Genomic DNA, 26718 nt, shown 5'->3' on the forward strand with positions numbered 1-26718 from the left:
TGAAGGACCTTTCTATATACAAAGAAATGCACTCACTGCAAATTATATCATTTACCGAGATATTCCTTCAATACTTCGGCTATCGGTCCGGCTGCAGCCTGTGCTTCCTCCAACGTGTTTAGCTGACTGCCAATTTCCAGCAGGATTGCTCCGTCCGTGAGATACTGGTTATAGCGTGCTTCTGAGGCATAGCGGATTTTCGGGAAAAACAGTCCCGGGTATTTTTTCTCCGCAATCTTAATAATTTCACGCGCAATTGCATCATTCTTTTCCCAGTTTTGATTTTTCTGACCGATCACAATCATGACTCTGGCACACTCCTGTCCGTTAATCTTTGCAGTATCTTTGCCCACCTGGGAAGGAAGTCCGTCCCGGTGAAGATCGATCAGCAAACGGGTTGTTGGGTTTTTCTCGAGCATTTTTTTTGCTGCGAGATAGGAATGATTGTAGGCCTGGATATAGACAGCATCATTAACCTCCTCGGAATGTGCCGTATTGATTCCTGCCTGGTTCAATTTTTCAGTCAATAGCTGTCCAATCTCCACAATATCTCCGTTTTCACCTCCAGCTGACCGGTCTGCACCGCCATCCCCCGAATAGGACTCTGCACTGTGGGTGTGATAGATGCTTACCAGGACATCCTGCGCACTTTTAATCGGTTCAGGATCATGATAAAACGGATTATCGAGGGGTTCGAGCAGTGGTCCCTCCATTTCAGGATCATTGGGATAATAGGCCCAGCCCAGCCAGGTCGGCCCTTCGGAAGGAGGTGCATAGAAACTTAAAAAATACGTCCGAGCGTCGGATATGTTGACTCCGGTCAGCAAATACATTCCGATCCCTGCAGCAGCATTCCGTGTATCACTGATATAGGTTCGTTGTGGATAAGACATCCCCGGGGCGCCTTCCAGAAGTATAAGCTCAAACGGAAAGCTTTTTTCAGACAATATTTTTATGGTATACTGAAAACTATCGTTGGAAATGCAAAAGTAAACAGAAAATGCAAGCAGCGCCAAGAGTAGTATGACCCCAATAGCTTTCAGACGGGTATTCCAAAAAAACAGGATAATCTCCTCCTTTCCATAATTAGGAATATGAAGGACAAACCTGTCTTAGAACATTGAAATACCCTTAATATTTTACACCTGCATTAACGCTGAATTTATACAGTGCAGAATTTTTAAGATGTACTTGGCATTTTTGCATGAGATGTCATATAATAGATATAATTTGAAGACAATTCAAGTATCAAACAGCAAAGAATGGGACAGTAGCTTAAAAGGAAGTCCACAGAAAGCAATCAAATGCTGAGAGATTGCGTCCGACTTTCAAGTGAAAATCACCCGGGAGCTGAACTTCAGAAATATGTGCCTTGTCACTGCCAAGTGATCAATTAACAGGGTTCCAGTAAGAAGTTTCGCCTGCCCTGCGTTAACGGGTAAGAGTGATGTGTTTGACGTAATTTCATGTACCTCAGACATATAATCAGGGTGGTACCGCGGTTTAGTCGTCCCTAAGTTATTTATACTTAGGGATTTTTACTTTTTTCATATGATAACTTGAGGGTTGACGAGGAACTAACAGTCATTAATGAATTGATAAAGGAGAATCTCTATGAAAAAATTTAAATCTTTAGCTGAAAACCCCGTTGCTGGACGGGAAAAACAAATATCAGATTACTGGGATTCGATTGATATTCTGCAGAAGACAATCGAAAACCGCGAAGGCGCGGAACCGTTCGTGTTTTATGAGGGTCCGCCGACTGCCAACGGCAAGCCGGGTATTCACCATGTCATGGCGAGAACCCTGAAGGATTCCGTCTGCCGGTATCAGAACATGAAAGGTTTTCAGGTCAAACGGAAGGCCGGATGGGATACGCACGGACTGCCGGTGGAAATCGAAGTTGAAAAACAGCTGAATCTTTCCGACAAACAAGGTATAGAAGCGTATGGGATCGCCCAGTTCAATGAAAAATGCCGCGACTCTGTGTTTACGTATGAAAAACAGTGGCGCGAAATGACGATCCGGATGGGTTATTCGATTGATCTGGATCATCCGTATATTACCCTGGATAACAATTATATTGAAAGCGTCTGGTGGATTCTGGACAAATTTTTCAGAGAAGGATATATGTACGAAGGTCACAAGATTCTTCCGTACTGCTCCAGATGTGGAACCGGACTTGCTTCCCACGAAGTGGCGCTGGGCTATAAAGAAATTAAAACGAATACAGTCATTGTCAAATTCAAACGCCAAGAATATGACGAGTATTTTCTGGCCTGGACGACCACACCATGGACCTTGCCCTCCAATGCTGCACTGACGGTAAGCCCGACCGAAACCTACGTCAAAGTCCGCAGCAATGATGAGATTTATTATCTATCGAAGACGCTCGCACCGAAAGTACTCGGCGACGATTATGAAGTCCTGCAGGAATTAAAAGGCACTGAGCTTGAATATATGGAGTATGAGCAGCTGATGCCGTTCTTAACCGCCGACAAAAAGGCTTTTTTTGTAACGACTGCCGATTATGTCACGACAGAGGACGGTACCGGGATCGTCCATACCGCACCCGCTTTTGGTGAAGACGATTATAACACCGGAAAGCGCTACAACCTGCCGGTTTTTCAACCGGTAGACGAATCGGGCAAATTTATCGCAACACCTTGGAAGGATAGCTTTGTGATGGATGCCGACCTGGATATCATCAAGTGGCTGCACGCCGAGGGCAAACTGTTTAAAAAGGAAAAGATGGAGCATAATTACCCGCACTGCTGGCGCTGTCAGACCCCTCTGCTGTACTACGCCAAACCAAGCTGGTACATTGCGATGACCAAACTAAAAGATCAGCTTGTCGCCAATAACAAAACAGTCGAATGGTATCCCGACTTTGTCGGTGAAAAACGTTTTGGCAACTGGCTTGAAAATGTCAATGACTGGGCATTGTCCCGTAACCGCTACTGGGGGACTCCGCTGAATATCTGGCGCTGCGAATGCGGCCATACTGCTTCGGTCGGCTCCCGCAAAGAACTTGTGGAAAAAGCAATCGAAAAGATTGATGAAACCATCGAACTGCACCGACCTTACGTCGATGATGTTCATATCCGCTGTGAAAAGTGCGGCAAACCGATGACCCGGGTCAGTGAAGTCATTGACTGCTGGTTTGACAGCGGCGCGATGCCCTATGCTCAGCATCATTATCCGTTTGAAAACAAAGAGAACTTCCATGAACTGTTCCCGGCTGATTTTATCTGTGAAGGGATCGATCAGACCCGCGGCTGGTTCTACTCCCTGCTCGCGATCTCGACCTTTGTGATGGGCCGTTCCCCGTATAAGCGGGTTCTGGTCAACGATCTGGTTTTAGACAAGCAGGGACAGAAAATGTCCAAATCCAAAGGCAACACGGTAGACCCGTTTGAACTGTTTGACCAGTACGGTGCCGACACGCTCAGATGGTATTTGCTTTATGTGTCTCCGGCCTGGACACCTAAACGCTTTGACATTGAAGGCCTTAAGGAAGTCCAGAGCAAGTTCTTCGGGACACTCCGCAACGTCTATACCTTTTTTGCGCTCTATGCGAATACCGATGAGGTCGACCCGAGAGATTTCTTTATCGAATACAAAAAGCGGCCGGAGCTCGACAGGTGGATCCTCTCCAAATATCACGCCCTGATCAATGACGTTGAAACCAATCTCGCTGTCTATGATCTGACTAAAGCGGTCCGAAAAATACAAGAATTTGTCAGCGAGGATCTCTCCAACTGGTATATCCGGCGCTCCCGCCGCAGATTCTGGGATTCCGGCCTATCGGACGACAAGAAGGCCGTTTATAACACCACGTATGAAATCCTGGTCGGCATCGCAAAAATCTCAGCACCGTTCGCACCTTATCTGGCGGAAGAAATCTACCGTAACCTGACCGGTGAGACTTCGGTCCACCTGGCAGATTATCCGGAATATGTCTCGACTATGATCGATGAGAACGTCGAAACCAGAATGGATTTGGTCAGGAATTTAGTCACCCTCGGCAGATCTGCCCGGGAACAGGTCAGGATCAAAGTCCGTCAGCCGATCCAGCAAATCCTAGTTGACGGGAAATATGAAGTCCTGATCGCCGATTTAATTCCACTGATTCAGGAAGAGCTCAATGTAAAGGAAGTTATTTTTGCGAATAACTTAAGCGATTTCATGAATTTCATTCTGAAGCCTAACTTCAAAACTGCTGGACCCGTCTTCGGCTCGAAAATCAAACTCCTTGGCAAAGCACTGGAAAGCCTGGAGGCTTCAACGGCTGCGGCTGCCCTGGAGGCTGGAGAATCGCTCTCAGTGGATGTGGATGGAGAACAGCTAGATATCGTCAAGGACTATGTCATCGTATCGATTTCCGCCAAAGAAGGGTTCACGGTCACAATGGAAAACAACCTGTTCGTTATTCTTGATACCACGCTGACCAGAGAGCTTATCGATGAAGGTCTGGCCAGAGAGCTCGTTTCCAAAGTCCAGCAGATGCGCAAGAGCAATGATTTTGAAATGATGGACCGCATCCGGATCTATTTCGATGGGGATGACCAAGTCACGAGTGCGATTCAAAGCTATCAGGAATACATCAAAGTAGAAACGCTCGCTGAAAGCATCGAAAAAACACTGAGTACCGCAGACCTGACTAAGGTGAACCTGAATGACCACGATACCGGCGTCAGGGTAGAACGGATCTAAATGCTTTGGCTCCGTTGAGCTGAATTTTTTAAAATAAGTAACCTTGAACTGAAATAATGCTGATAATAGTTAACACAGACCGTCATTAGCATTATTTTTTTAAGCTGAAGCTAACGGCGTGGTGCCATCCGCTTTTCAGCTGTTGTGCCATCCATGGCACAAACAGCCGCGTTCCGCATCCAGCTCCACTTGGCGCGGACAGCACCATGCCGTTAATATCTCGTCCATTAAGCAATCCTGTAAAGAATTTGAGATCTAATTTTTCTGCTATCATTTATAAGTACCGCTATATACTGGCGTAGGAAAAACCAGACGAATATTTTTCAGAATCTTATTCGAGATCAACGTAGTCCAGTCTGACATATTTTACGTTTCGGGGCGACAAAAACGAATCGTCAAAGAAGATCGAGATCCCGCATTATTGGCTGGTCACATCCGGGTCCGGCCCAGATAAGCTTCCTGAAGCAGAGAATCCGAGATTGCTTCTTTGGAGCTTCCGTGGTGAACAATTTTACCCCGCTCCATGACGAGTACACTGTCCGCCATTTTCAAGGCGGCTTTTGTATTTTGTTCGACCAGTACGACTGTGACGCCGGACTCTTTCATCCCGACCAGGATCGCCATGATCTCGCGTACGACAAGCGGGGCCAGCCCGATGGAAGGTTCGTCGAGCAGCAGCAGTGAGGGCCTGGCCATAAGGGCCCTGCCTATTGCCAGCATCTGCTGTAGACCACCGCTTAAAGAACCGGCCAAATCCTTTTCTCTTCCCTGCAGCAGAGGGAATAATTCCAAGACTTCCTCCACATCGTTTGGGATATCCGCCTTGTCCTGACGATAACGGTGAAAAGCCCCCATCATCAGGTTATCCATCACGCTTAGCCCGCTGAATATCTCTCTTTTCTCCGGTATAAGAGCAATACCGGCTCTGACGATTTTTTCCGGTGACTGGCCGGCTATTTTTTTGTTCTGAAAAATGATTTCTCCTGCAGCAGGCTTGTATAACCCCGCGAGAGTCCCTAGCAGGGTACTTTTGCCTGCACCATTGGCTCCAAGAACCGCCAGCAATTCTCCCTGCCTGACATTCAGGGATACATTTTTGAGCGCATGCACATAGCCATGATAAACATCGAGACCATTTACACTAAGCAATTTGCTCATCCTCTCCGAGATAGGCTTTGATCACTTCCGGGTGAGCCTGAATTTCTGCCGGGGGTCCCTGGGTGATCACCTCCCCGAAATTTAGGACAACAATCTCATCAGCAGCTTCCATGACCGTTTCCATATCATGTTCAATCATTATCATGGTCATACCCTGACTGCGAAGTTTTTTCAAATATTCTGTCAGGATTTCAGATTCAGCAGCATTTAATCCTGCAGCCGGTTCATCAAGCAGGATCAGTTTGGGCTGAGAAGCAAGGGCTCTGGCAATTTCCAACAGTCTTTGCTGTCCGAACGGCAAAACTGCTGCCGGCAAACCAGCTGACTCCGCTAAACCAACCTCTTCAAGCAGTTTCAGGGATTCAGCCCTGATTTTTTTTTCTTCGGTAGACCGTTCAGGGGAAGAAAGAAACGACTTGACAAAGCCCTTTTTCCCCTGTAGGTAAGCACCAGTCATAACATTTTCCAGCACGGTCATGCTGCCGAAAAGCTGCAGGTTCTGAAAAGTTCTGGTTACTCCAGCCTGAGCTGTCTTATACGGCTTCATTCCAGTGATCGTTTTTCCTTCCAATAACACTTCACCTTCATCCGGTTGATACGTTCCGGTAATCAAGTTAAAAATCGTCGTTTTTCCTGCCCCGTTAGGTCCTATAAGCGCTGTAATTTTTGCTTCTTCAACCCCAAAGCACACATGTTTGACAGCCATAATGCCGCCAAAATGTTTTGTAATTCTGTGTAACTCCAGAAGCATGGCCTTTTCCCTCCTTCTATAGGATTGATACTCAATCTATAATTCTTATTTCATATTTGAATCATCGTTCTGTATATAGGTTAATTGACTTCATTTCCATCTTGAACCAGACTCTTTTTTGAACTTTGAAAGAATTCCCCGATACTGCTTAACCCCTGCGGACGGTATATCATGAGTGCAACCAGGATGATTCCGTAAATAATGATCTGGTATTCACCGCCGGCTCCGGGAACGATGAGCGGTATCAACTCTTTTAAGATCTCGTTTAAGGCCACGACGACCACAGCCCCAAGCAAAGGCCCCCAAAAGGTACCCAGGCCGCCAATCACTGCCATCAGTACAAACTGGACGGAAGCATGAAAAGTAAATGGTGACGGACTGATAAAGGTCACATAAAAAGCATAAAGGCCCCCTGCCAAACCCGTAAGCAGCGCACTGAAAATAAAGGCCTGCAGCTTAAGCCTAATACAGTCAATACCGGCATTTTCTGCCGCATACTCACTCTCTCGGATCGCACATAAGGCCCTGCCTGTTCTGGAACGAACTAAATTTCGTATTCCCAGCAGTATCAGGACCAGAATGATCCAGATCAGGATATAAAATTTCCTGTCACTGTTTAAAATAAGACTGCCAATGCCCAGATGCGGAATACCGCTGATCCCGGATGGCCCTCCGGTTATTTCTCCGCCTTCGGTAAATAATATATGGACTAAAATCCCAAAGCCGAGCGTCGCGAGGGCAAGGTATAGCTCGCGTAACTTAAGGGTCTGTCGGCCAATTAGGGCCGCAACAATTCCGGGAAGAAGAATTGCTGCCAGAAGGGCTAACAGTGATGGCCAATGAAAACGCGTGGTTAATATCGCGGCCGTATAAGCGCCTAAACCAAAAAACGCCGCATGACCGAACGACACCTGCCCCGCATAACCCATCAGTATTCCCAAGCCCTGGACAACGATCGCATACAGGCCGATAACAATCAGTGATCCATAAAGATAATTGCTGTTAAGCAGGAGCGGGATAATCAACAATACCAGCATGATGACAGCTCCGCTGAATTTAAATATAATCTTTTTCACCAAAGATACGCTCCTTACCATATGACGCTGTAAATCTTACTCAAAAGAAATCAAATCTATACCAAAAGGAAACCCTGTTTTAAGATTAAATTTTACGCTCGCTGATTGCACCCAGGATCCCTTCCGGCCTGATTAAAAGGACTGCAAGAAGAATCACAATAGAGATCGCATCATTCAACCCGGAGGAAATCAGTCCTGAACTGTAGGCTTCCAAAAGCCCCAGGATTAATCCCCCCAGAACAGCTCCGGATATACTGCCCAATCCGCCAATTGTTGCCGCGATAAAACCTTTGACGCCTAACATAAAACCCATATCATACGTGACCATCGTCACCGGTCCAATGCAGATTCCTGCGGTGGTAGCCAAAGCCCCTGAAAAAACAAATGCGGCTAGGGAAATCGTACTCAGATTGATCCCCTGCAGCTGGGCTCCGATGGGACTGAGGACGGAAGCTTTAACTGCTTTTCCCCAGTACGTCCGTCCAAAAAAAGTGTTGACACAGATCAGTGTTGCCGCTGCCAGCAAAAATACCCAGATACTCTGAGGATTGAGTGCCGCCCCGCCTGCCATGATTGGTCCACTAGCCGTAAAGGAGGGCAGAGAGTAGGTATCCGTTCCCCAGATCAGAAGGGCCAGTCCCCTTAAGGATATCGAAATACCAATTGTAATGATCAGCATCGTCAGGCTGCTGGCTCCCCTGGCTTTGTTGACCGTCAGCCTTTCGAGTACCCCCGCCAACAAGGCGACAATAATGATGGCAAGAAGGGAGGCCGCTATTAGCGGCATCCCCATCGATTTGAAACTAACCGTCAAAAGTGCCCCGATAACCAGGAATTCCCCAAGGGCTAGATTTAATATGCCTGTTACTTTATAGGTAATGACCAGGATAAGGGCAATAATGGAATAAATACTTCCAAGCGTAAGCCCGCTGAATAATAGCTGCAGTAGTTGTTCTCCCATCAGGTTTCACTCCGTTACTGTAATTTTGCCCTCGTTACTGTAATATTTTCCATTTGCCGTCTTCGATCTGCACCAAAACGGCGGAATCTTCGCTTAAGCCATTATGATCCTGTTCGGACATATTAAATACCCCGGATACACCGACAAGTCCCTGCGTTTTTTCCAGTTCATTCCGAATGACGCTGCGATCCGGACCAGCTTTTTCGATCGCCTTGACCAGGAGACTTAAAGCATCTGCCGCATAACCGCCGAATGAATTGGGCGCGGTATTGTATTTGTTTTGGTAATCATTGATATAACTTGTAAGCACTGCTTTCTGCGGATCAGAATCCGCAATCTGATCGGTCACTGGAAGCTTGCCGATTGGAAGGATCACTCCGTCAGCGGCGTCCTGGGCAAGTTCAATAAATTTCTGATTGCCGACGCCATGGCTGTGAATGAGCGGAATCGTCAGTCCAAGATCCTTATAGTTCTTCGTCAGGATGGAGGCCGAAGGCGGAATTGCCCATACGACGACTGCCTGAGCCCCGCTGCTCTTAACATTCGTTAATTGCGGTGTCATATCATTGTCTGTCGCATCAAATTTTTCTTCGGCGACGATGGTGATCCCATTTTGGGGAGCTGCTGCGCTGATGGCTTTCTTGCCATTGTCGCCATAAGCATTGTTCATATACATAAAGGCAATCTTCGTCATGTTATTCTTCTTGAGATATTCAATGATTTTATTGATCATGATGATATCGCTCTGGGCTGTTTTAAATACCCATTGTCTTTCAGCCGCCGGTTCAACTATGCTGCTGGCTGCTGCCAGAGAAATCATCGGAATTTGTGCATCCTGGACAGTTTTAATGATGGCCATCGAGGTTCCGCTGGAGCTGCCGCCCAAAACTGCAAGGACGCCTTTTTCGATCAGCTTATTCGCAGCAAGTACAGCCTCAGTTTCATCACTTTTATTATCCTCAATGATCAGTTCGATCGGATGGCCTTGAATACCGCCTTCGGCATTGATTTTGTCCACCATCATTAGCAGCGTATCGCGTTCAGGTGTGCCCAAAGAAGAGGAAGTCCCGCTGATATCGAGAACCGCACCCACTTTGTAAGGTTCTGCTGCCTCACTGTCTGCCTTACTGCTTTTCCCGGAGCTGCACCCCCCCAATATCAGGCTGACCGCCAATAATAAAGCTACTACCATACTCCCTGTGAAACCTTTGAACTTTCTTTTCATCATCCTTCACTCCTACATTCATATTTTTCTGATACACCAGAAAATAACAAGCCACAGCCTTCGCCGGGACGAAAGCTGTGGCCTTCCGCGGTACCACCCCAGTTAGCTGGATCACTCCAACCCTCTCTTAAGAGTACGAATAAAGAAATCTTTCCCTACTGAAACTTAGTGTGGTCCGTGGCCATCCGTGGCCTTGCTAGCCGCTCCTTGCAGCCAATTAAAAAAGCACTTCTCATCCCTGAAGGGACGAAAGTGCTTCGCGGTACCACCCTATTTGGGTCTAAGCAGACCCCACTTTTCAGTAGGTACAGGACTTTATTCTTCCTTATACCCCCTCCCTTTTAACGGCGGGAGCCTCCGTCCAGACCTACTTACCCAAAGGTTTCAGTCCGGAAGTTCAGGGGTGAACCTTCAACGATCAATGCGATAGAAACGCTTTCAGTCTAAGACGTTTCCTCCCTGGAAAGCTCATACCGTTTACTTTACCCCATCATTACTTTTATACAATAATGGTGTTGATTTGAATCTATATTATCACAGGGCTTTGAGATTCGTCAATTAGAAATATCATTAGAAATATATTTGTTCTGTATCACTATAGTAAAAGTAAAAATATATTTCAGGATGGTATAAGATTTAGGATTGACATGGCAATAGTAAAGGCAAGGTATTCTTTTTTTAGAATTTAGTTGCATAGTCTTGCTAAAATATGATAAAATAACTTTTGTCTAAAAAACGTGCGGTAGTTAGATGTTTCGAAGGGGGTGACTGTATGCCAAATATTAAATCAGCAATTAAGAGGGTCCAACTAAGCAAATTACAGAATGCCAAGAATACTGCTGCCAGATCTTCCTTACGAACCGCTATTCGTCGTTTTGAGGAAGTTGTAAACAATAATCCTGAAAATGCTGTTGAAGCTCTGCAAAAAGCTTCCCGTGCACTTGATAAAGCTGCTGCCAAAGGTTTGATCCACAAAAACAAAGCAGCTCGCAAAAAATCCAGAATGGCCAAAAAATTTCAGGCTTTGAATAATAAAGCCAGCTAACAACGCTGCACTAGTCCCTCCATGGACGTCGCAGCATCCGTGAAGGCTATTTAAACGCTTCACGCTCCATAGACATTGAAGAGGATATCTCAGAACCCTGAGGCATCCTCTTTTTATCATTACGTTATTTCTTACATAATCGTATAACCATTATTTCCAGCAGTAGCTGAGGGTTCCCTCCGCTGCTCTTTAACGCCAGTTCAGTCTGAAGACAATCTTCCATGGCTTCAGCCAATCTGTTGGCTGAAAAAGAGTCCGCTTGCTGAAAAAGCTTATTCCCTTCAAAGAACGTCCTGATCCCTGCAGTGTCCATAAAATCATTGACTGTGCCCCTGCGGGCCCGCCAAATGCTCGCTGCCAGCAACAGTCGGATATGGCGGACGATCATGGTATGCACCTTGAGGTAATGTTCCTGACTGAGCACTTCACAAAGCCTGGTCAGGGCATCTTTGGTATTCTCTGCCGCGATGGCATCCAGCATCGCAAAGACCGTCGTCTCGATCATCGGCAGACATATCTTCCGGATATCTTCAATTTCTATGTTTTGTTTTTCTCCAGTATATAAAGCTAATTTGGCCAGTTCCTGACTGAGTACCCCCGTCTGATGGCCAGCCCATTCCAGAAGAAACAAAGCGGCGGGAACACTCAGGTTCTTTCCGTTTTGAAGCGCTTCTTTTTGCAACCAGGCCGTCCATTCCGTCTGGCCCTTCGGAAATGCAAATTCCACTGCTTTTCCATTTTTATTAATTTCCTTAAACAGTTTTCTGCCTCTGTTCACTTTTTCCGATATCAGGACCAGGCAGGTGGACGGATTGGGGTTCAGACAGTATTCCAGCAGGATATCCGGGTCGCTGCCTCTCCCTGAATCGGATCGTTCTGTTTCTTCGGCGCTGTTTTCCGATTCGGAAGTGCCTTTGCTCCTGCCCGTACTGAAATATGGAAGATCATCAACAACCACGAGTTTTCCGGAAAAAAAGGCTGTCATATTGGCAGCCTGGATCATTTCTTCTCGGGTTTGTTCTTTTCCGTTAAGAAGTTCTGTATTGCTGCCGGAAGGATCATCCAGCAAATAATAGTTTTTTAGCAGTTTTAAAGCCTCGGTTAGAGAATAGCGGTCCTCGCCGTACCAGAGATAAACGGAGGGGATATCGCGGTTCTTTATATCCAGTTTGATGATATCTAATGTCATATCCTATTTTCTCCTTGAAGTTAAGAAGAAACTCTCTTACTTGCCACCCAATGTGATTTTTGATAATTCAACCAGGTTTTGTGAATTTTCACTTACTTCCTCAATTGCAGCGGTGATTTCCTGAGTCGCTGCGGCCTGATTTTCAGCAATACCGCCAATTTGGTTGATTTCCATAATAATGCCTTCAATAGATTCTCTCATCTGGGTAAGTATTTCGGTAACCATTTTAGCTGAGTCGTTACTTTGGGCAGCAAGTTTGCGCATTTCTTCTGCAACCACTGCAAAGCCGCGACCTTGTTCACCGGCGCGAGCCGCTTCAATTGCGGCATTCAAACCCAGCAGGTTGGAATGTGAGGATATATCCGAAATAGCGCTAATGACCTTATTAATTTCTTTAATTTTCACGGCGGATTCATTTGCGGATTTTACCACATTGCTGATTTTGAAAGAAAGCCCTTGTGATCCTGAGGCAACTTCTTGCAATCCAGCGTTTGCTTGCTGAAGCGTTGCTGCTAAACCTTGAGAAATTTCTTCAACTCTACCCTCTTTTTCTAGGCTTTTACCGATTCCGACACAGCCGATGATTTCTCCATCGGGTGCTTTAATTGGGTATGTGAATGACGCAAACGGAATACCGTATCTCTCTTTGGACATAATATCCGATCTGGTTTTACCTGTTCTCATCGCTTCAACAAGGTGAGCGTGATCACTAACCTTAAAACTTGGATCCACCTTCGTATGAAGTTTATAGCCGGAGTAATGACAGAGCGCGTTCGTCTTATTTGTGATCAGCACCATGATGTCTTCCTGCATTATTTCTTTTAAATCGGCTAATACCATCACGTAGGCTTCCAAGATTTCTTCATAGCTTTTTACATGATTTTCTGCAAAATCCATTAAAATATCTTCCTCTCTCTTCCCAAAATGACCTATTTAGTAATTATTTTGAATTATCTCTACTATAACGCAGAACAAATAACTTTTCAACCAAAGATCATTGGGATCTTACAACAAAAAAAGTCCCCCTCAACGGATGAAGGGGAAAGAAAGAGGAGGAGAAAAGAGATGTTCATTTGGTATTATTTCCATGCACTTCCTCTTTTTATTCATGTTCTTTGATATTTTTTGTATTTCCGTATAAAATTAGTCTTTACTGGACTAATTTGATGTTTCAGACCAAAATATTTAGACGGTTTCTGGTTCAGCGTAATCTACACCTTTGGTGTCGACGGTTACGCTTTTCATTACCTGTTCCTGATTGGGCCTGTCCTGATAGTTACTTTCGACAGAAACAATATGATCAACAGATTCCATGCCTTCGATCACCTTGCCAAAAGCTGCATATTGACCGTCAAGATGAGGTGCATCATTAACCATGACAAAGAACTGAGAACCGGCTGAATCTTCCATTCTGGAGCGGGCCATAGACAGGACTCCACGGCTATGTTTCAGATCATTCTTGAAGCCGTTACCGGAGAATTCCCCTTTAATACTGTAGCCTGGATTGCCCATTCCCGAACCCTGCGGGCATCCTCCCTGAATCATAAAACCAGGAATGACTCTGTGAAAAATCAGACCGTTATAGAAGCCCTTTTTAATTAATGAAATAAAATTATTGACAGTATTTGGGGCTATTTCAGGATAAAGCTCGGCCTTAATGACATCCCCGTTGGCCATTTCAATTGTTACAATCGGTTTTTCCATGATCGATAACTCCTTTTCAACGTGTGAATTATTCGTTCAGTTGTTGATTATAGCATAAATTTGGATAAAAAAGAAATTTGCAGCTGTCACCTGCCTGTCGTTATCTGATAGCCCTTTTTATTGATCATCAATTGTATTGTACCGTCCATATCTGTCCGATATATAGGTACACCTCTTTCTTCCCAGTAGTTGATAACCTCCCGGGAAGGATGACCAAAGCTGTTTTTGCCTACAGAAACAAACACCGCCCGGGGATTGGTACTGTCAAACCAAGCTGTATCCAGAGAGCCTTTTCCGCCATGATGTGGAACTTTTATAAAATTCGAATTCCAGTCAGTTCCTCTGTCTGAGATGGATTCCATTTCTTCTGCTTCCATATCTCCCGTCAATAGGATTTTCTTTCCCAGATATTCCATCTGTATCACCAGAGAATTATTATTCGAATCAGCGCCGGTGTTGTTCATTTCTTCGACCGGGGCTATAATCTCAATCTGCAAACCGGAAGAAAAATGGATATAATCCCCTGCCTTGAGCGTTACAAACTTTTCTTCGTTCCGGTAGTATTCCGCTGGAATTCCCGACTGCCATTCTTCATTTGTTATTCTATCACCCGCTTCGGGTACTGCGACTTTTGCCACAGGCAAATTGGCCAGCAGATATTGCGCCCCTCCCAAATGATCAGCATCCTCGTGCGTGATAAAAAGAAGATCCAGTTGACCTATCCTTTTTTCCATCAAATAAGGAAGCACAATTTTTTCCGCTGCATTGTAGTTCTCCCTACGGGGACCGGTATCGACAAGCAGGTTCTCTCGGGCTGTCTGAATTAGGATACAGTCCCCCTGGCCCACATCAATAAACGAAATTTCCAGGGCATTGCCGGCCGACCAGGGGTGCCAGAGCAGCAGCATCATAAGCAAAGCAAAGACATGTCTAAATTTGATAAAACTTAACAGTTTCGCAGGAATTAGTTGTTTGGCAGAATCTAGGAACTTTGCAGACCACAGATTAGAATATCCCATATGGTGTGGCTTATTTTCGTTCTTTCCAAGTTGGAGCGTGTCAACCATTCTGTACAGGTAGGGCAGAAATTGTAATCTCTTCGCTGTCGTTCTGAGTCTTCTGACCTGTACGTTCGAAATGAATTGTATTCTTTCTGTACCGAATAGCATCGCTGCCAAAAATCCATACCAGGCTATCCAAAAGGCCAGGCCGGGGTTTAATACCCAGAAATAGGCCCAAGGGAAAGATGCAATCAGCGTCAATATACGGTCAGAGATCTCAAGCAGCCATACTGCAGCTTGAAAAAAAACGGATGGGATACCCGGAACAAAAATCAGTACCGTTCCAATAAGCCCGATCTGCAGAACTGCGCCGAGCATAAAAAGGATGAATATATTGGTGATCAGCCCAGCCAGAGACAGTTTGTGAAAAACATTCATCATAATGGGTATCACGGCAATCTGAGCCCCAAATGATACTGCTGCAGGCAGTCTCAGTAATTCAGGCAGCCTGCCGAACCAGGCATTTTTCATCAACTGGGGTGATAGAACCAGCATTCCCCAAGTAGCAGCAAAGGAAAGCTGAAAACCTATATCACGCAAAAATAAAGGATTCCATAAATAAAGAATCAACGCAGCAAAGAGAAGCCATCTAAGCGACGACATCTTTCCACTGCCTAAGCGGCCGATTAAGACTGAGGTTCCTAAAATGGTTGCCCGTAAGATAGGCGGATTACCGTTGCATAAGACTGCATAACACAAGATAACTCCAATCGTTGCGACAATCCTGGCTTTCCGGGGCAGGCCAAACAGAAACAGCCATGCCAAAGCCATCACAAAGGCCACATTAGATCCCGAAGCCGCAAAAACATGCATGACTCCTGCGGCCTTGTACATCTCCAGTGTTTTCGCAGAGATCCCGCTGGAATCCCCAAACAAAATTCCTTCAAGAATACCGGCTTGCTCCGGCCAGGATGCGGTCAGAATATCATGTACATGCTGACGTATCCTTCAGGTAAAACCCGGAACACCTTCCTCCAGTACATCAGCTTCCCCGAAGGCTGTAATCGTACCGCTTAAGCCTCTTACGGCATAATAAAGCGGAAGGTCAAATTCGCCCTCTGTTCCCGGAGGTTTGGGATGTTCCAGTCTGGCTGTGACCAAGATGGTGTCTCCGGGCTTAACTCGATCCCATCCCTTCATATATACCCCATTTTTTTCGGGATAAACACGAAAATTGTATTTTTCCCCCAAGCGTTCTTCCGTTCCGGGATAGACATCTTCCAGGATGAAAATACCCTGGCCGGTCTTATCATTAATCCGCCAATCCAATAATCTGCCCTGTATCTCAATTCTTTCTATAAGCAGCGGAGAAGCGATATTGTTCTCTGCCGGCATCCCATACAAAAAACCTGTTAAAAGCCCGCAGGCCAGCAGTACCGCTTCAGGTTTGGAAGCCCTGCCAAAAAAATCGAGCGGTTTCCATATAACCACAATTCCTATAGCTAAAAGCAAGCAAATGGCCAATATGAATATTCTTGCTTCTTTTTCACTTTGAACGGCCAGCAATCCACCTGTCAGCACAGCTATAGCCTGACTGACCAGTTTATCTTTCATGACGCTTTCATGCCCCTTCATGACCTTTTTCTCATTTTGGTATGCAAACACCCTATGCTCAGTCCGAGAGCTACAGTTCCGCTATGAGCGGAACAGGATAACGCAGCGCAGTTATTTGCGGATTGTGCCATTCATGGCACGCGAATATTGTGGCCCGCAGACTTGCCTCAGACATACTGCTTTATCACGTTACGGACTGATAGAGATATACTTCTCCATTTTCTCATAGGTCTTTGAACCAATCCCCGAAACATTTTGAATCTCTTCCGGTGCGGAGAACCACCCGTTTTCCGTACGATAATCAATAATTCGCTGGGCTAAGGCCGGACCGATCCCCGGAATAGTATCCAGTTCATTAATACCTGCGGTATTGATATTGACCTTTGTCGATAATCCGTCTGTTGTACCCGGCTGAGCTGCGCTGTTTTCGGTCTTATTTTGAGTCTTGTTTTGGGTCTCATTTCCGGTTAATTGACCCGTTCCGGTACTCTTTGAGGCCACAATTATTTTTTGTCCATCCTTGAGCTTTTGGGCAGGATTCAATACTTCAAGGTCAGCTTCAGCTGTCAGTTCCGCTGCCTGCAGCGCATCATCCAACCTGGCATTCAAAGGGAGGTGCAAAAGACCGGGATGCACAACTGCACCCGAAATATAAACTACAATCTCCCTGTTTTCTTCTGCCTGATTAACTTCAACCGGACTGTTTACTGGCAAAAACAGTTTCACAGCGGCCAGGACCAGTAATACACCCAAAATGCCCCACCAAAGCAGCCTCAGCTTTTTCTCCAATCGTCCATACCCCCTCTTTTTCCATTATTCTCCATTTATTTTCAAATTCCTTTGTGTGGATTACTTTTTTGCCGTTTCCAAGTTAATCAGCGCGCTTAAACTTTAAACCTGATCATGAGAATGTTCCCATTTCTATTCCAAAACATAGAATATATCAGCCGAAACTGGCAAATTTTTACAAGGAGGTGCTCTTACTCCCAATGACATTATTTAGAGGAACCCATCTGAATTATGAGCTTGTTGCTCCTTATGCAGGGAATCAGGCCACAGTAAGTCTCTTTGACGGTAAAACCTACCACGGACAAATTGTTGAAGTCCGTCAGGACGGTATTCTGTTTCATTCCAATAACCCAGGATTTCTGTTTCTTCCGTTCCTGGCTATAGCCGCTTTAGCACTAAGTGTTCCTTTTGCTTACGGCGCAGGCCTGGCCTACGGTTCCCGTTTTGCTTATGGCCCCTACCCGTACGGGCCTTACAGGCCATACCCTTATTATTGATTTCTCATTCTGATCTTCTGAATTGCACCGCAGCATTAGGCCAGTTGAACACTTTGTTATCCCTAACGTGTTGACACCAGGCACTTCGTGTCATTGTCCGTGGCAAACCAGCCACGATTCTCTATTCGAATCGTGGCTGGTTTTAACTGTATTATTTTAATTTGACACAACTGGCAAATATGTTACAATTGTATTAGCTAATTTTTTATATTAGCTAACGCGGAGGTGCTCTAATGGAAATTACCTCAACTGAAGCCCAGAATAATTTTGGCCGCTATCTGAAGCTAGCCTGGTTTGAAGACATTATCATCACGAAAAACGGCAAAAAAACAGTAGTTGTTAGACGCTATAAGGAGCCCGGAAAAGATGTTTCAGTCGTTGCTGAAAAAGCTGAAGGCTATTCCTGGGACCAAGAGAAGATCACGTATGAAGACTTTTTAATGCTTTCTGAATCAAGTGAAAGCCGCTACGAGTATATTGACGGAGAAGTCTACCTTTTGGCTTCACCTACTTATGACCACCAGTGCATCATCATGGAAATATCCAATGTCCTGTACAATTATTTCAAAGGCAAGAAATGCCGTCCGCTGACTTCTCCGTTCGACGTAACCCTTTCAGTCAGTGACAATAAAAATGTTGTCCAGCCTGATATGATTGTGATTTGCGATACTGAAAATATCAATGAAAAAGGCAGGTATACCGGCGTACCTACCCTAGTTCTTGAAGTATTGTCCGATTCCACACAAAAAAAAGACCTGCTGAAAAAACTAAATTTATATCTGCAGGCCGGTATATCGGAATATTGGATTGTGAATCCCTGGCGCAAGGAAGTCTATTTATACTGCTTTGCCGAACTGGACATCAGGGAATACCGCGTTTATCAGAGCAGCGATACGATCAAGTCTCTATATTTTGAAGGCTTGTCTGTCCCTCTTGAACAGCTATTTTCTTAAACTGTCTTACCTCACAACGATATTCACCAGTTTACCCAGAACCGTGATCACTTTGATGACGGTTTTTCCTTCAAGGTGCTGTTTGACTTTTTCTGAAGACAGAATCATCTTTTCCAGTTCCTCTTTAGAAATTTCGGCTGGGACCTGAACCTTGTCGCGAACTTTTCCGTTTACCTGGAGAATAATCGTGATCTCCTCTTCGATCAGCACCGTCTCATCTTCAATGGGCCAGGCCTGTTTATGAATGCTTTCGGTGTTTCCAAGTTCTGCCCAGAGCTCTTCGGTGATATGCGGGGCAAACGGTGCCAAGATCTTCAGCAGTGTTTCAATGCCTTCTCTGGCAACGGCCAGGTTGGCATCCTTTTCTTCTTTATACAGGTAAAGTGCGTTAACCAATTCCATAATGGAACTGATCGCGGTATTGAAATTAAATCTGCTGCCGACATCATTGGTAACCTTTCTGATGGCACTGTGTGTGGTAAAACGCATTTGTTTGGCTTTGGCATCGAGCTCCGTGAAGGATTCACGTGCAGTACTGCCATTTCCTGCAGAAGCCAAGGCAGCTTGATACTGGACAATAAGCCGCCAGACACGGTTTAAAAAGCGGTAGCAACCTTCAACACCCTGGTCACTCCACTCCAGATCCCGTTCAGGCGGGGCAGCAAACAGAATGAACATTCTGGCCGTGTCTGCACCATATTTGCTGATGATCTCCTCAGGGCTGACGACATTTCCTTTGGATTTGGACATCTTGGAACCGTCCATGCAGACCATTCCCTGGGTAAGCAGATTTGCAAACGGCTCATCCACCTGGAGGTAGCCAAAATCTCTCAGGGCTTTAGTAAAAAAGCGTGAATAGAGCAGATGCAGGATCGCATGCTCAACACCGCCGACATACTGGTCGACGTTCATCCATTTGGCCGTGTTTTTCTCGTCAAAAGCCTTATCCGGATTCCGCGGGTCACAATACCTCAGATAGTACCACGAAGAGCACATGAAGGTGTCCATCGTATCGGTTTCTCTTCTGGCAGGGCCTCCGCACTTCGTACAAGTTGTCTGCACAAAGCTCTGGGAAGTGGTCAGCGGATTCTCACCGGCCTTGAACACGACATCATCGGGCAGCATCACCGGCAGCTGATCATCCGGCACAGGCACAACGCCGCACGTATCACAGTAAATCATCGGAATTGGCGCACCCCAATAGCGCTGACGGGAAATCAGCCAGTCCCTAAGGCGGTAATTGATTCTACGCTCACCAAGCTGCAGCTTTTCCAGTTTGGCAGCCATCCTGCCCCAGGCCGTCCGGTTATCCAGTCCGTCAAAATCAAGGGAGTTGACCATGGTCCCGTCTTCAATATAAGCTTCTTTCATCGGCATATCTTTATCTGCAGCGGAAACTTTAGGATCAAGAATGACTCTCACAATCGGCAGACCGTACTTCCCGGCAAAGGCAAAATCTCTTTCATCATGTCCCGGGACCCCCATAACAGCCCCGGTTCCATATTCGAGAAGAACGTAATTGGCAATCCAGATCGGGATCCTTTCTCCGCTTAATGGGTTGATGCAGTAGTGTCCGATAAACATCCCTTCTTTTTCTGCTTCCGATGAGGTTCTCGCAATTTCGTTCAAACCTTTCATCTTCTCGATAAAAGTGAGCACGCCTTGTTCATACTGTGTTCCTTTGACGAGCTGTGTAACCAGCGGATGTTCGGGGGCAAGAACCACATAGCTCACGCCAAAAATCGTATCGACTCTGGTTGTGAATACAGTGATCATATCTGTGGTGCCTTCAATTTTAAAATTGGCTTCGGCCCCTTCAGAGCGGCCAATCCAGTTGCGCTGCATGGTTTTTACTTTTTCCGGCCAGCCGGTGAGCTTATCAAGGTCGTTTAAGAGCTGTTCCGAATAATCCGTAATCTTGAAAAACCATTGTTCAAGATCTTTTTTGGTAACAGGTGTGTCGCAGCGCTCGCAGGCACCGTCCACGACCTGTTCGTTAGCCAATACTGTCGCGCAGGACGGGCACCAGTTTACAGCGGCTTTCTTCTTATAGACCAGACCATGTTGATAGAACTGATTAAAAATCCATTGCGTCCAGCGGTAATACTCGGGGTGGCAGGTTGCAACTTCTCTATCCCAATCGTAAGAAATACCCATTTCCTGAAGCTGTCGCTTCATGTTCGCAATATTTTTCCAGGTCCACTCTGCCGGCGGTGTCTGATGCTTGATCGCGGCGTTTTCAGCGGGAAGGCCGAAGGCATCCCAGCCAATCGGGTGCAGCACATCATAGCCCTGCATCCTTTTGAAGCGGGCAATCACATCAACGATCGAATAATTGCGGACATGTCCCATATGTAAGTTTCCAGATGGGTATGGAAACATGGCAAGTGCATAGAACTTTTCTTTACCGCTATTCTCCTCAGTTTTTCCTGCTTTGTTCTCCAGCCAGGCTTTCTGCCATTTTGACTCAATCTCGTTGAATAAATATCTTTCCTGCATAGATCCGACCTCCAAAGTTCTTTCCAACAGAACAGCCTTTAGTTGTCCTGCCTTATGTTTCAAACGTTCATTCTTCTGGTAGATATTACTAGTCCAAAAATAGATAAAAACCCCCATCCCCAAGGGACGAGAGTTTGCTCCCGCGGTACCACCCTAATTCTGTGCGCTTAAAGATTATAACGGTTCTCACCGGCATCCGTTGCTGCCCGGACACTGCTCAGGAACGAGTTCCCCGCCTGGTGAAAACGGCTCACACCAACCGCCGTCTCTCTGATCCATCCCTTTCAGGTACTGCTTTCCATCAAAGCGTAAAAATATTAGATTGGATATCCAAATTAATTATTCAATCGTTTAGATTTTAATTCTATATAGAATTAAAATCTAATTATATAATACAACTTCCCGAGCATCGCCCCACAGTCTTTCCAGACTATAAAACTCTCTGGTATCTGGTGTCATAATATGTATAACCAGATCACCACAGTCGATCAGCACCCACTGAGCTTCAGGAAGCCCTTCTATCCTTAAAACCGGAATCCCGACCTCGGGCAATTTTTCTGCAAGGTACTCGATAATTGCTTTGGTCTGAGTCGTGCTGTTTCCCGTGGCAATCATAAAATAATCTGCAATGACGGATATTCCCTTTAAGTCAAGGGTCAGAATATTTCCGCCTCTTTTATCGTCAATAAAGTCAACTACTTTCTGCAGCTGGTCATGACTTATTTCCAAATTCTAACCTCCTTTAGACGCTTTTCCATTTTTCAAATCTTCATACGTCAGAATTGTCAGCGGATGAATCGGTTTATTGTTCTCCTTCAGATAGTACAAGGTATGCTCCACACAAGCCAGTGTACCTGTCTTAAGGTCATGATACAACTTCTGACGAAGCTTGTCTACACCGGGGAAATTCCTCCCGGGTTCCATGAGATCGGCACTGTAAATCAACATTTCCAGAGGGGACATCCCCGGTCTCCCCAAGGTATGATTCGCAACCGCATTCAGGACATCCTCGTTTTTTATCGCGTAAAGGTTCCGTAGCATATAAGCTGCGACTCTTCCGTGAATGACCTGGGGAATTTCCATATCTTCCGGATATAGAATAAGGTTCCATTCCCGGGCTTTTTTCAGCTGCTCCAAATAAGTGTACTCCTTAGCCAGGTCATGGGTAAGGGCAGCTAAGCCCGCATCTCCTTCTTTTACACCGAACCTCGGGGCAAGTTCCACGGCCAGAGCCTCTACCCCAAGCGTGTGCTGAAATCTTTCCAGCGGAAGTTTTTGTGAGGCTAAAGTTCTGAAATATTCCAGCCGGTCGTTCACAACGTTCAACCTCTCTTATTTTACCGCTCCTTGCCACCATGGGCGTCATACAAGAATACGGTACAGTTTGCTGTACCGTATTCTCTCGGGTCCAGGGTCTGAGAATGTAAGATAAACCAGGATTCTTCATGCTATTTATATAGAGTCCTACGACTCATTAAAGATCAGAATTTATCTTAACAGAAACCCCCAACCAAAAACATTAGACAGTTTGGCGAGGTCTCGCTTCGTTTACTGTCAATGAACGGCCATTGAACTCACTACCGTTAAGTTCTTCTGCTAAGCGCTCGGCATCCTCTGAAGCAACTTCTACAAAGCCAAAGCCTCTTGAGCGACCGGTTTCTCTGTCGGTAATGATTCTGCTGCCGATTACATTGCCAAACCGAGCAAAGTACTCAGTCAGTTCCTCTGAAGTCGTACTCCAGGGGAGATTGCCCACGTACAGGGTTTTTGTCATGGAATTCACCTCTAAAATAATTTTGTTTATAGTATGAAACAACTATTACTATAGTATACAATCCTATCGGAAGTCAAATGTTTATTTACTGATGTAAATATTATTTTCTATGATGAAACGCCGTACTTCTTCTGGAAGCAAATAACGAATAGACTTGTTATTCCAGATCCTTTTTCTGATATCTGTCGAAGATATAGCCAGAGCGGGGATTTCCATCTCGAATATTCTGTCTTGGGCATAAGGATATCTGTCAAATAATTCTCCCAAAAAATCACCAATTTCATACCCCGGTCTCGAAGCCCCGATAATTTTGGATATTCCAATAATTCCTTCTGCTTCCCGCCAATTCAAAATATCCCGGAGCGCATCCGAACCGGTGATAAAAAAAAGTTCCTGTTCAGGGAACAACCGATGCAGGGCTTTTAAAGTGTCATAGGTGTATGAAGGGCCTTCCCTGTCAATCTCAATTCTGGATGCGATAAAATTCTCATTGTCGCGAATAGATATTTCAACCATCGCAAAACGCAGATCCGAATCTGCAATCTGGTAATCAACTTTATGCGGAGGAATGCCTGTGGGGATGAATAAGACCTTGTCAAGCGCAAATTCGACCCTGGCAGTCTCCGCAGCCACCAGATGGCCGTAATGAATTGGATTAAACGTTCCTCCCATGATGCCAATCCGGCATCCGCCGGCGATTGACTCGCGAACACTCCGTTCCATTATTTATCTCCTAAATTTTTATTATGAGGCAAGTCTCCGTAACACTGTCTATAACGGAGACTGATCTCAGGAGAATACTTAAGTAAAATATGCTGAGAAATATCCCACCTGCAAATTGTCCTCATTTACCAAGAAAATATGTCAGGGCAGCTCTATTTTTGGTTTTTCGCTGGCCTTCCGATAGAGCAGAAAATTCCGCCCGATCACCTGAACCAATTCTGAATGGGTAGCTTCGGCCAGCCCGGAGGCGATATTTTTCGGGGCATCGGCACAATTCTGGAGCACCCGTCCTTTAATCAGCTCTCTTGCCTCCAACGCATCGGCGGCCTGTTTAATCATATTATCTGTAATTTCATCTTTGCCAACCATTAAAATAGGTTCCATTTCATTCCCCATAGCCCTTAGAAACCTTTTCTGTTTGCCTGTCAGCATGCTATTGTCCTCCCTCCGACCATTCCAACTCCAACTTTCCGATCGATACTTTATTGCCTTCTTTGATCCCCTGTTCCTTCAGTGCATCGTCGACTCCCATCACTTTAAGGATATTCTGGAAGCGCATGACACCGTCATCCGTATCGAGGTAGGCCATCGCCGCATGTCTTTCAATCTCTTTGCCTGTAATGATATACATGCCGTCTTCACGCGTAATGACAAATCTGTCCTCGCTTTGGACCTGAACCATGCGATGTTCATCAGGATCAGCTGAAAGTCCAATCAGCGGTACCTCAGGAAGAATTTGTATCATCTTATGCAGTAATTTATCGATTCCCTCTCCGGTTACCGCCGAAATTGGGTAGATTTCATAGGCATCCCCAAATTCCTCGCGGAGACGGCGGAGATTCTCCTCGGAACCGTTAACATCAATTTTGTTCGGAACAACCAGCATCGGCCTTTCAGCAAGAGCCGGGCTGTGCAGTTTGAGTTCCTGATTGATGATTTTAAAGTCTTCCAGCGGGTCTCTGCCCTCGGAACCTGAAATGTCCAAGATATGAAGAAGCAGTCTGGTACGCTCGATATGACGCAGAAATTCATGTCCAAGTCCTGCGCCGGAATGAGCCCCTTCGATAATTCCCGGGATATCCGCCATGACAAAACTCTCATCCTCTACCTGAACGACGCCAAGATTCGGTACCAGGGTCGTGAAATGATAGTCTGCGATTTTCGGACGGGCAGCCGATACCCTCGAGATCAGTGTGGATTTTCCGACGTTTGGGAATCCGACCAGGCCGACATCTGCCAGAAGCTTCAGTTCAAACAGAAGCCAAAGCTCTTCCCCTGGTTCTCCGCGCTCCGCCACTGTAGGAGCCTTGTTTGTATTACTCATAAAACGGGCATTTCCACGGCCGCCGCGGCCGCCTTTGGCAATGGTGACCCTTTGCCCATGCCGGGTAAGATCAGCCATAATTTCGCCTGTACCTTCATTTTTGATTATCGTTCCCGCCGGTATACGCAACACCAGGTTTTCTGCTCCTTTACCGTGCATATCCTTGCCTTGCCCGTGTTCGCCGCGGTCTGCCTTATAATGGCGGCGATAGCGGAAATCCACCAGGGTCCGCAGGCCCTCATCCGCTTCGAGGATGATATCCCCGCCACGGCCACCGTCTCCGCCATTAGGCCCTCCCAACGGGACATACTTCTCCCTGCGGAAAGATACAGCTCCTGCTCCGCCGTCCCCAGCTTTTACATATATTTTTGCGCGATCATAAAACATTCGTTAACCCCTTCATTCGGATTTTTCTAAAGAAAACTTGGCTGGCGCGAAGCCTTTGGCGTCAGCCTTAGCTGCGCTTAGACCTATCAGAAAGTAACTCATGCTTTCTGGTAGACTGGGGAATATACATTCTGCTCAAAAAGATTGTCTTCTTTATATAGTCTGAATTCGCAGGAAAATCCTCCGCCGACAACGCCGAACTGGATCTTTGCCGTTAATGTTTCAACATCCTGATCTCCCTGCACGAATAGGTCTAAACAGTCTTTAGTGTATCCAGAAAAACTCAGCGCATATTCTTCCTGCCAATGATCAAGCCAAAATTCTTCATTTTTCATTTCCGGAGGAAAATCCAACACAAATTCTGCACCTTTCAGACGCAGCTTAAAATACCATCCCAGGAGAATACCAAGCAGTGTTTTTTGGCCAATCTTGTAAATATCTTGCTGCGGCCGAATCTCCACCAGGACTTCATCAATATAAGCCAACGCTTTGTCCGGCATATTCAGCTGCAAATACCCCTTGATGACCTGAAAATAATTCAGAAAATCATGCCGAAGGATCTGGAAATTATCCAACTGCTCATAAAGGATCTTTTTATCAAGATTGACCATTTTTCTTCTCCTCACCAAAGATAATTAACAATAAAACATACCCCCGGGCTAACCCAGGGGTATGACGTGTAATCTGTTATTGGGCTTGAGTAATCCCGTTTTCCGCATGAACACTTACCTGCTTGCGGAATTTATCTTTGCGTTCGAACTTTACGTAACCATCTGTGAGCGCGAACAGCGTATCATCTTTGCCAATGCCGCAGTTTTTGCCAGGATGGAGTTTGGTTCCACGTTGGCGAACAAGAATATTTCCTGCCAAAACGTACTGTCCGTCAGAGCGTTTGACTCCGAGTCTTTGCGCATTACTGTCTCTGCCGTTTCGTGTACTTCCTACACCTTTCTTGTGGGCCATGAAGATCACCTCCTAAAAAGAACATGCTGATCGTATTCTAATTTTCAACCATTAAGCATTGATTGTTTCAATTGAAAGCTTCGTGTAAGGCTGACGATGGCCTTTTTTAACACGAACGTGTTTTTTGGGTTTATAACGGAATGCAATGACTTTGTCGCCTTTGCCCTGTTCCAGAACTTTTGCGACAACTGTCACGCCGTCAACAACTGGAGCTCCAACCGTTACATTACCATCTTTTTCAACAAGCAGTACCTGATTCAGGTCGAGAACCTGGCCGACAGCTGCATCAAGTTTTTCAACATTGACGACATCGCCTTCCTTGACTCTGTACTGTTTGCCTCCTGTTTCGATAATTACATACATTTTTCT

The 26718-nt window shown here is 45.7% G+C and carries 27 protein-coding genes and 3 other annotated features; of the genes, 4 read left to right on the plus strand and 23 right to left on the minus strand.

Annotated elements, in window-relative coordinates:
• Positions 1–47: 47 nt before the first annotated feature.
• Positions 48–893, minus strand: coding sequence for a stage II sporulation protein P (spoIIP, locus tag AB3489_RS12585; RefSeq protein WP_242871518.1), 846 nt, complete (start codon positions 891–893; stop codon positions 48–50).
• 356 nt (positions 894–1249) lie between these two features.
• Positions 1250–1518 (plus strand) — a binding site (T-box leader).
• Between the two features lie 96 nt (positions 1519–1614).
• On the opposite strand from spoIIP, the gene ileS reads away from it, so the two are divergent.
• Positions 1615–4716 carry an isoleucine--tRNA ligase gene (gene ileS, locus AB3489_RS12590; RefSeq protein ID WP_368293176.1) on the plus strand — a complete coding sequence of 1034 codons (3102 nt, stop codon included), beginning with the start codon at positions 1615–1617 and terminating at the stop codon, positions 4714–4716.
• A 91-nt stretch (positions 4717–4807) separates the two neighbouring features.
• Here the strand turns inward: ileS and AB3489_RS12595 are convergent, their stop codons facing one another.
• The 6 genes from AB3489_RS12595 to AB3489_RS12620 form a co-directional block, all read right to left on the minus strand.
• On the minus strand, positions 4808–4990 hold the full coding sequence (locus tag AB3489_RS12595; protein WP_368293177.1) for a hypothetical protein: 183 nt from the start codon (positions 4988–4990) through the stop codon (positions 4808–4810).
• Between the two features lie 155 nt (positions 4991–5145).
• Positions 5146–5865, minus strand: a complete 720-nt coding sequence (locus tag AB3489_RS12600; RefSeq protein ID WP_368294637.1) for an ABC transporter ATP-binding protein — start codon at positions 5863–5865, stop codon at positions 5146–5148.
• A complete protein-coding gene (locus tag AB3489_RS12605; protein ID WP_368293178.1) occupies positions 5858–6625 on the minus strand; it encodes an ABC transporter ATP-binding protein in 768 nt (255 codons plus the stop codon). Before AB3489_RS12605 ends, AB3489_RS12600 begins: the two co-directional genes overlap by 8 nt.
• An 80-nt stretch (positions 6626–6705) precedes the next feature.
• Positions 6706–7701 (minus strand): branched-chain amino acid ABC transporter permease, encoded by a 996-nt coding sequence (locus AB3489_RS12610; protein WP_368293179.1) that lies wholly within the window; start codon positions 7699–7701, stop codon positions 6706–6708.
• An 85-nt stretch (positions 7702–7786) separates the two neighbouring features.
• Positions 7787–8662 (minus strand): branched-chain amino acid ABC transporter permease, encoded by an 876-nt coding sequence (locus AB3489_RS12615; RefSeq protein WP_368293180.1) that lies wholly within the window; start codon positions 8660–8662, stop codon positions 7787–7789.
• Between the two features lie 34 nt (positions 8663–8696).
• On the minus strand, positions 8697–9887 hold the full coding sequence (locus tag AB3489_RS12620) for an ABC transporter substrate-binding protein (RefSeq protein ID WP_368293181.1): 1191 nt from the start codon (positions 9885–9887) through the stop codon (positions 8697–8699).
• 239 nt (positions 9888–10126) lie between these two features.
• Positions 10127–10390: a binding site (T-box leader), on the minus strand.
• A gap of 269 nt (positions 10391–10659) precedes the next feature.
• Here AB3489_RS12620 and rpsT point away from each other — a divergent pair.
• Entirely contained in the window at positions 10660–10932 is a 273-nt protein-coding gene (gene rpsT / locus AB3489_RS12625) for a 30S ribosomal protein S20 (RefSeq protein ID WP_019226572.1), read from the plus strand.
• Between the two features lie 124 nt (positions 10933–11056).
• On the opposite strand, the gene holA is transcribed toward rpsT, so the two are convergent.
• The 6 genes from holA to AB3489_RS12655 form a co-directional block, all read right to left on the minus strand.
• Positions 11057–12121 (minus strand): DNA polymerase III subunit delta, encoded by a 1065-nt coding sequence (gene holA, locus AB3489_RS12630; RefSeq protein WP_368293182.1) that lies wholly within the window; start codon positions 12119–12121, stop codon positions 11057–11059.
• A gap of 36 nt (positions 12122–12157) precedes the next feature.
• Complete coding sequence (locus AB3489_RS12635; RefSeq protein WP_368293183.1) at positions 12158–13018, minus strand: methyl-accepting chemotaxis protein; 861 nt, start codon at positions 13016–13018, stop codon at positions 12158–12160.
• Positions 13019–13306: 288 nt separating this feature from the next.
• Complete coding sequence (locus AB3489_RS12640; protein ID WP_019226569.1) at positions 13307–13825, minus strand: peptidylprolyl isomerase; 519 nt, start codon at positions 13823–13825, stop codon at positions 13307–13309.
• Positions 13826–13911: 86 nt separating this feature from the next.
• A complete protein-coding gene (locus AB3489_RS12645; protein ID WP_368293184.1) occupies positions 13912–15762 on the minus strand; it encodes a ComEC/Rec2 family competence protein in 1851 nt (616 codons plus the stop codon).
• A 72-nt stretch (positions 15763–15834) separates the two neighbouring features.
• Entirely contained in the window at positions 15835–16440 is a 606-nt protein-coding gene (locus AB3489_RS12650) for a DUF4131 domain-containing protein (RefSeq protein WP_368293185.1), read from the minus strand.
• 189 nt (positions 16441–16629) lie between these two features.
• Positions 16630–17229, minus strand: a complete 600-nt coding sequence (locus AB3489_RS12655) for a helix-hairpin-helix domain-containing protein (RefSeq protein WP_368293186.1) — start codon at positions 17227–17229, stop codon at positions 16630–16632.
• Positions 17230–17429: 200 nt separating this feature from the next.
• Here AB3489_RS12655 and AB3489_RS12660 point away from each other — a divergent pair, with 200 nt between their 5' ends.
• Both AB3489_RS12660 and AB3489_RS12665 read left to right on the plus strand, forming a co-directional pair.
• Entirely contained in the window at positions 17430–17726 is a 297-nt protein-coding gene (locus AB3489_RS12660) for a hypothetical protein (RefSeq protein ID WP_368293187.1), read from the plus strand.
• Between the two features lie 233 nt (positions 17727–17959).
• A complete protein-coding gene (locus tag AB3489_RS12665) occupies positions 17960–18679 on the plus strand; it encodes a type II toxin-antitoxin system prevent-host-death family antitoxin (protein ID WP_368293188.1) in 720 nt (239 codons plus the stop codon).
• Positions 18680–18685: 6 nt separating this feature from the next.
• Here the strand turns inward: AB3489_RS12665 and leuS are convergent, their stop codons facing one another.
• The 10 genes from leuS to rplU all read right to left on the minus strand — a co-directional run bounded on the left by leuS (position 18686) and on the right by rplU (position 26712).
• Positions 18686–21178 carry a leucine--tRNA ligase gene (gene leuS / locus AB3489_RS12670; RefSeq protein WP_368293189.1) on the minus strand — a complete coding sequence of 831 codons (2493 nt, stop codon included), beginning with the start codon at positions 21176–21178 and terminating at the stop codon, positions 18686–18688.
• 119 nt (positions 21179–21297) lie between these two features.
• Positions 21298–21492: a binding site (T-box leader), on the minus strand.
• A 67-nt stretch (positions 21493–21559) separates the two neighbouring features.
• Positions 21560–21907 (minus strand): ribosome silencing factor, encoded by a 348-nt coding sequence (gene rsfS, locus AB3489_RS12675; protein WP_019226562.1) that lies wholly within the window; start codon positions 21905–21907, stop codon positions 21560–21562.
• Positions 21908–21910: 3 nt separating this feature from the next.
• Positions 21911–22495, minus strand: a complete 585-nt coding sequence (gene yqeK, locus AB3489_RS12680; RefSeq protein ID WP_368293190.1) for a bis(5'-nucleosyl)-tetraphosphatase (symmetrical) YqeK — start codon at positions 22493–22495, stop codon at positions 21911–21913.
• 202 nt (positions 22496–22697) lie between these two features.
• On the minus strand, positions 22698–22952 hold the full coding sequence (locus AB3489_RS12685; RefSeq protein WP_019226560.1) for an RNA-binding protein: 255 nt from the start codon (positions 22950–22952) through the stop codon (positions 22698–22700).
• An 81-nt stretch (positions 22953–23033) separates the two neighbouring features.
• Positions 23034–23675 carry a nicotinate-nucleotide adenylyltransferase gene (gene nadD / locus AB3489_RS12690; protein ID WP_368293191.1) on the minus strand — a complete coding sequence of 214 codons (642 nt, stop codon included), beginning with the start codon at positions 23673–23675 and terminating at the stop codon, positions 23034–23036.
• Between the two features lie 141 nt (positions 23676–23816).
• Positions 23817–24107, minus strand: coding sequence for a ribosome assembly RNA-binding protein YhbY (yhbY, locus tag AB3489_RS12695; RefSeq protein ID WP_368293192.1), 291 nt, complete (start codon positions 24105–24107; stop codon positions 23817–23819).
• Between the two features lies 1 nt (position 24108).
• Positions 24109–25386, minus strand: coding sequence for a GTPase ObgE (gene obgE / locus AB3489_RS12700; RefSeq protein WP_019226557.1), 1278 nt, complete (start codon positions 25384–25386; stop codon positions 24109–24111).
• A 98-nt stretch (positions 25387–25484) separates the two neighbouring features.
• Positions 25485–25997, minus strand: coding sequence for a Spo0B domain-containing protein (locus AB3489_RS12705; RefSeq protein WP_019226556.1), 513 nt, complete (start codon positions 25995–25997; stop codon positions 25485–25487).
• 76 nt (positions 25998–26073) lie between these two features.
• Positions 26074–26349 (minus strand): 50S ribosomal protein L27, encoded by a 276-nt coding sequence (rpmA, locus tag AB3489_RS12710; RefSeq protein ID WP_015044630.1) that lies wholly within the window; start codon positions 26347–26349, stop codon positions 26074–26076.
• A 51-nt stretch (positions 26350–26400) separates the two neighbouring features.
• Positions 26401–26712 carry a 50S ribosomal protein L21 gene (rplU, locus tag AB3489_RS12715; RefSeq protein ID WP_368293193.1) on the minus strand — a complete coding sequence of 104 codons (312 nt, stop codon included), beginning with the start codon at positions 26710–26712 and terminating at the stop codon, positions 26401–26403.
• Between the last annotated feature and the right edge of the window lie 6 nt (positions 26713–26718).

The sequence above is a fragment of the Dehalobacter sp. TBBPA1 genome (genome assembly GCF_040931655.1).
Classification (GTDB): Bacteria; Bacillota; Desulfitobacteriia; order Desulfitobacteriales; family Syntrophobotulaceae; genus Dehalobacter; species Dehalobacter restrictus.

Bases quoted from the DNA above. Each gene is read 5' to 3' on its own strand.
- spoIIP (WP_242871518.1), bottom strand. From the start codon at position 893: ATGTCTTATCCACAACGAACCTATATCAGTGATACACGGAATGCTGCT.
- ileS (WP_368293176.1), top strand. From the start codon at position 1,615: ATGAAAAAATTTAAATCTTTAGCTGAAAACCCCGTTGCTGGACGGGAA.
- AB3489_RS12595 (WP_368293177.1), bottom strand. From the start codon at position 4,990: ATGATAGCAGAAAAATTAGATCTCAAATTCTTTACAGGATTGCTTAAT.
- AB3489_RS12605 (WP_368293178.1), bottom strand. From the start codon at position 6,625: ATGCTTCTGGAGTTACACAGAATTACAAAACATTTTGGCGGCATTATG.
- AB3489_RS12615 (WP_368293180.1), bottom strand. From the start codon at position 8,662: ATGGGAGAACAACTACTGCAGCTATTATTCAGCGGGCTTACGCTTGGA.
- AB3489_RS12620 (WP_368293181.1), bottom strand. From the start codon at position 9,887: ATGAAAAGAAAGTTCAAAGGTTTCACAGGGAGTATGGTAGTAGCTTTA.
- rpsT (WP_019226572.1), top strand. From the start codon at position 10,660: ATGCCAAATATTAAATCAGCAATTAAGAGGGTCCAACTAAGCAAATTA.
- holA (WP_368293182.1), bottom strand. From the start codon at position 12,121: ATGACATTAGATATCATCAAACTGGATATAAAGAACCGCGATATCCCC.
- AB3489_RS12635 (WP_368293183.1), bottom strand. From the start codon at position 13,018: ATGGATTTTGCAGAAAATCATGTAAAAAGCTATGAAGAAATCTTGGAA.
- AB3489_RS12640 (WP_019226569.1), bottom strand. From the start codon at position 13,825: ATGGAAAAACCGATTGTAACAATTGAAATGGCCAACGGGGATGTCATT.
- AB3489_RS12650 (WP_368293185.1), bottom strand. From the start codon at position 16,440: ATGAAAGATAAACTGGTCAGTCAGGCTATAGCTGTGCTGACAGGTGGA.
- AB3489_RS12660 (WP_368293187.1), top strand. From the start codon at position 17,430: ATGACATTATTTAGAGGAACCCATCTGAATTATGAGCTTGTTGCTCCT.
- AB3489_RS12665 (WP_368293188.1), top strand. From the start codon at position 17,960: ATGGAAATTACCTCAACTGAAGCCCAGAATAATTTTGGCCGCTATCTG.
- leuS (WP_368293189.1), bottom strand. From the start codon at position 21,178: ATGCAGGAAAGATATTTATTCAACGAGATTGAGTCAAAATGGCAGAAA.
- AB3489_RS12685 (WP_019226560.1), bottom strand. From the start codon at position 22,952: ATGACAAAAACCCTGTACGTGGGCAATCTCCCCTGGAGTACGACTTCA.
- nadD (WP_368293191.1), bottom strand. From the start codon at position 23,675: ATGGAACGGAGTGTTCGCGAGTCAATCGCCGGCGGATGCCGGATTGGC.
- yhbY (WP_368293192.1), bottom strand. From the start codon at position 24,107: ATGCTGACAGGCAAACAGAAAAGGTTTCTAAGGGCTATGGGGAATGAA.
- obgE (WP_019226557.1), bottom strand. From the start codon at position 25,386: ATGTTTTATGATCGCGCAAAAATATATGTAAAAGCTGGGGACGGCGGA.
- AB3489_RS12705 (WP_019226556.1), bottom strand. From the start codon at position 25,997: ATGGTCAATCTTGATAAAAAGATCCTTTATGAGCAGTTGGATAATTTC.
- rpmA (WP_015044630.1), bottom strand. From the start codon at position 26,349: ATGGCCCACAAGAAAGGTGTAGGAAGTACACGAAACGGCAGAGACAGT.
- rplU (WP_368293193.1), bottom strand. From the start codon at position 26,712: ATGTATGTAATTATCGAAACAGGAGGCAAACAGTACAGAGTCAAGGAA.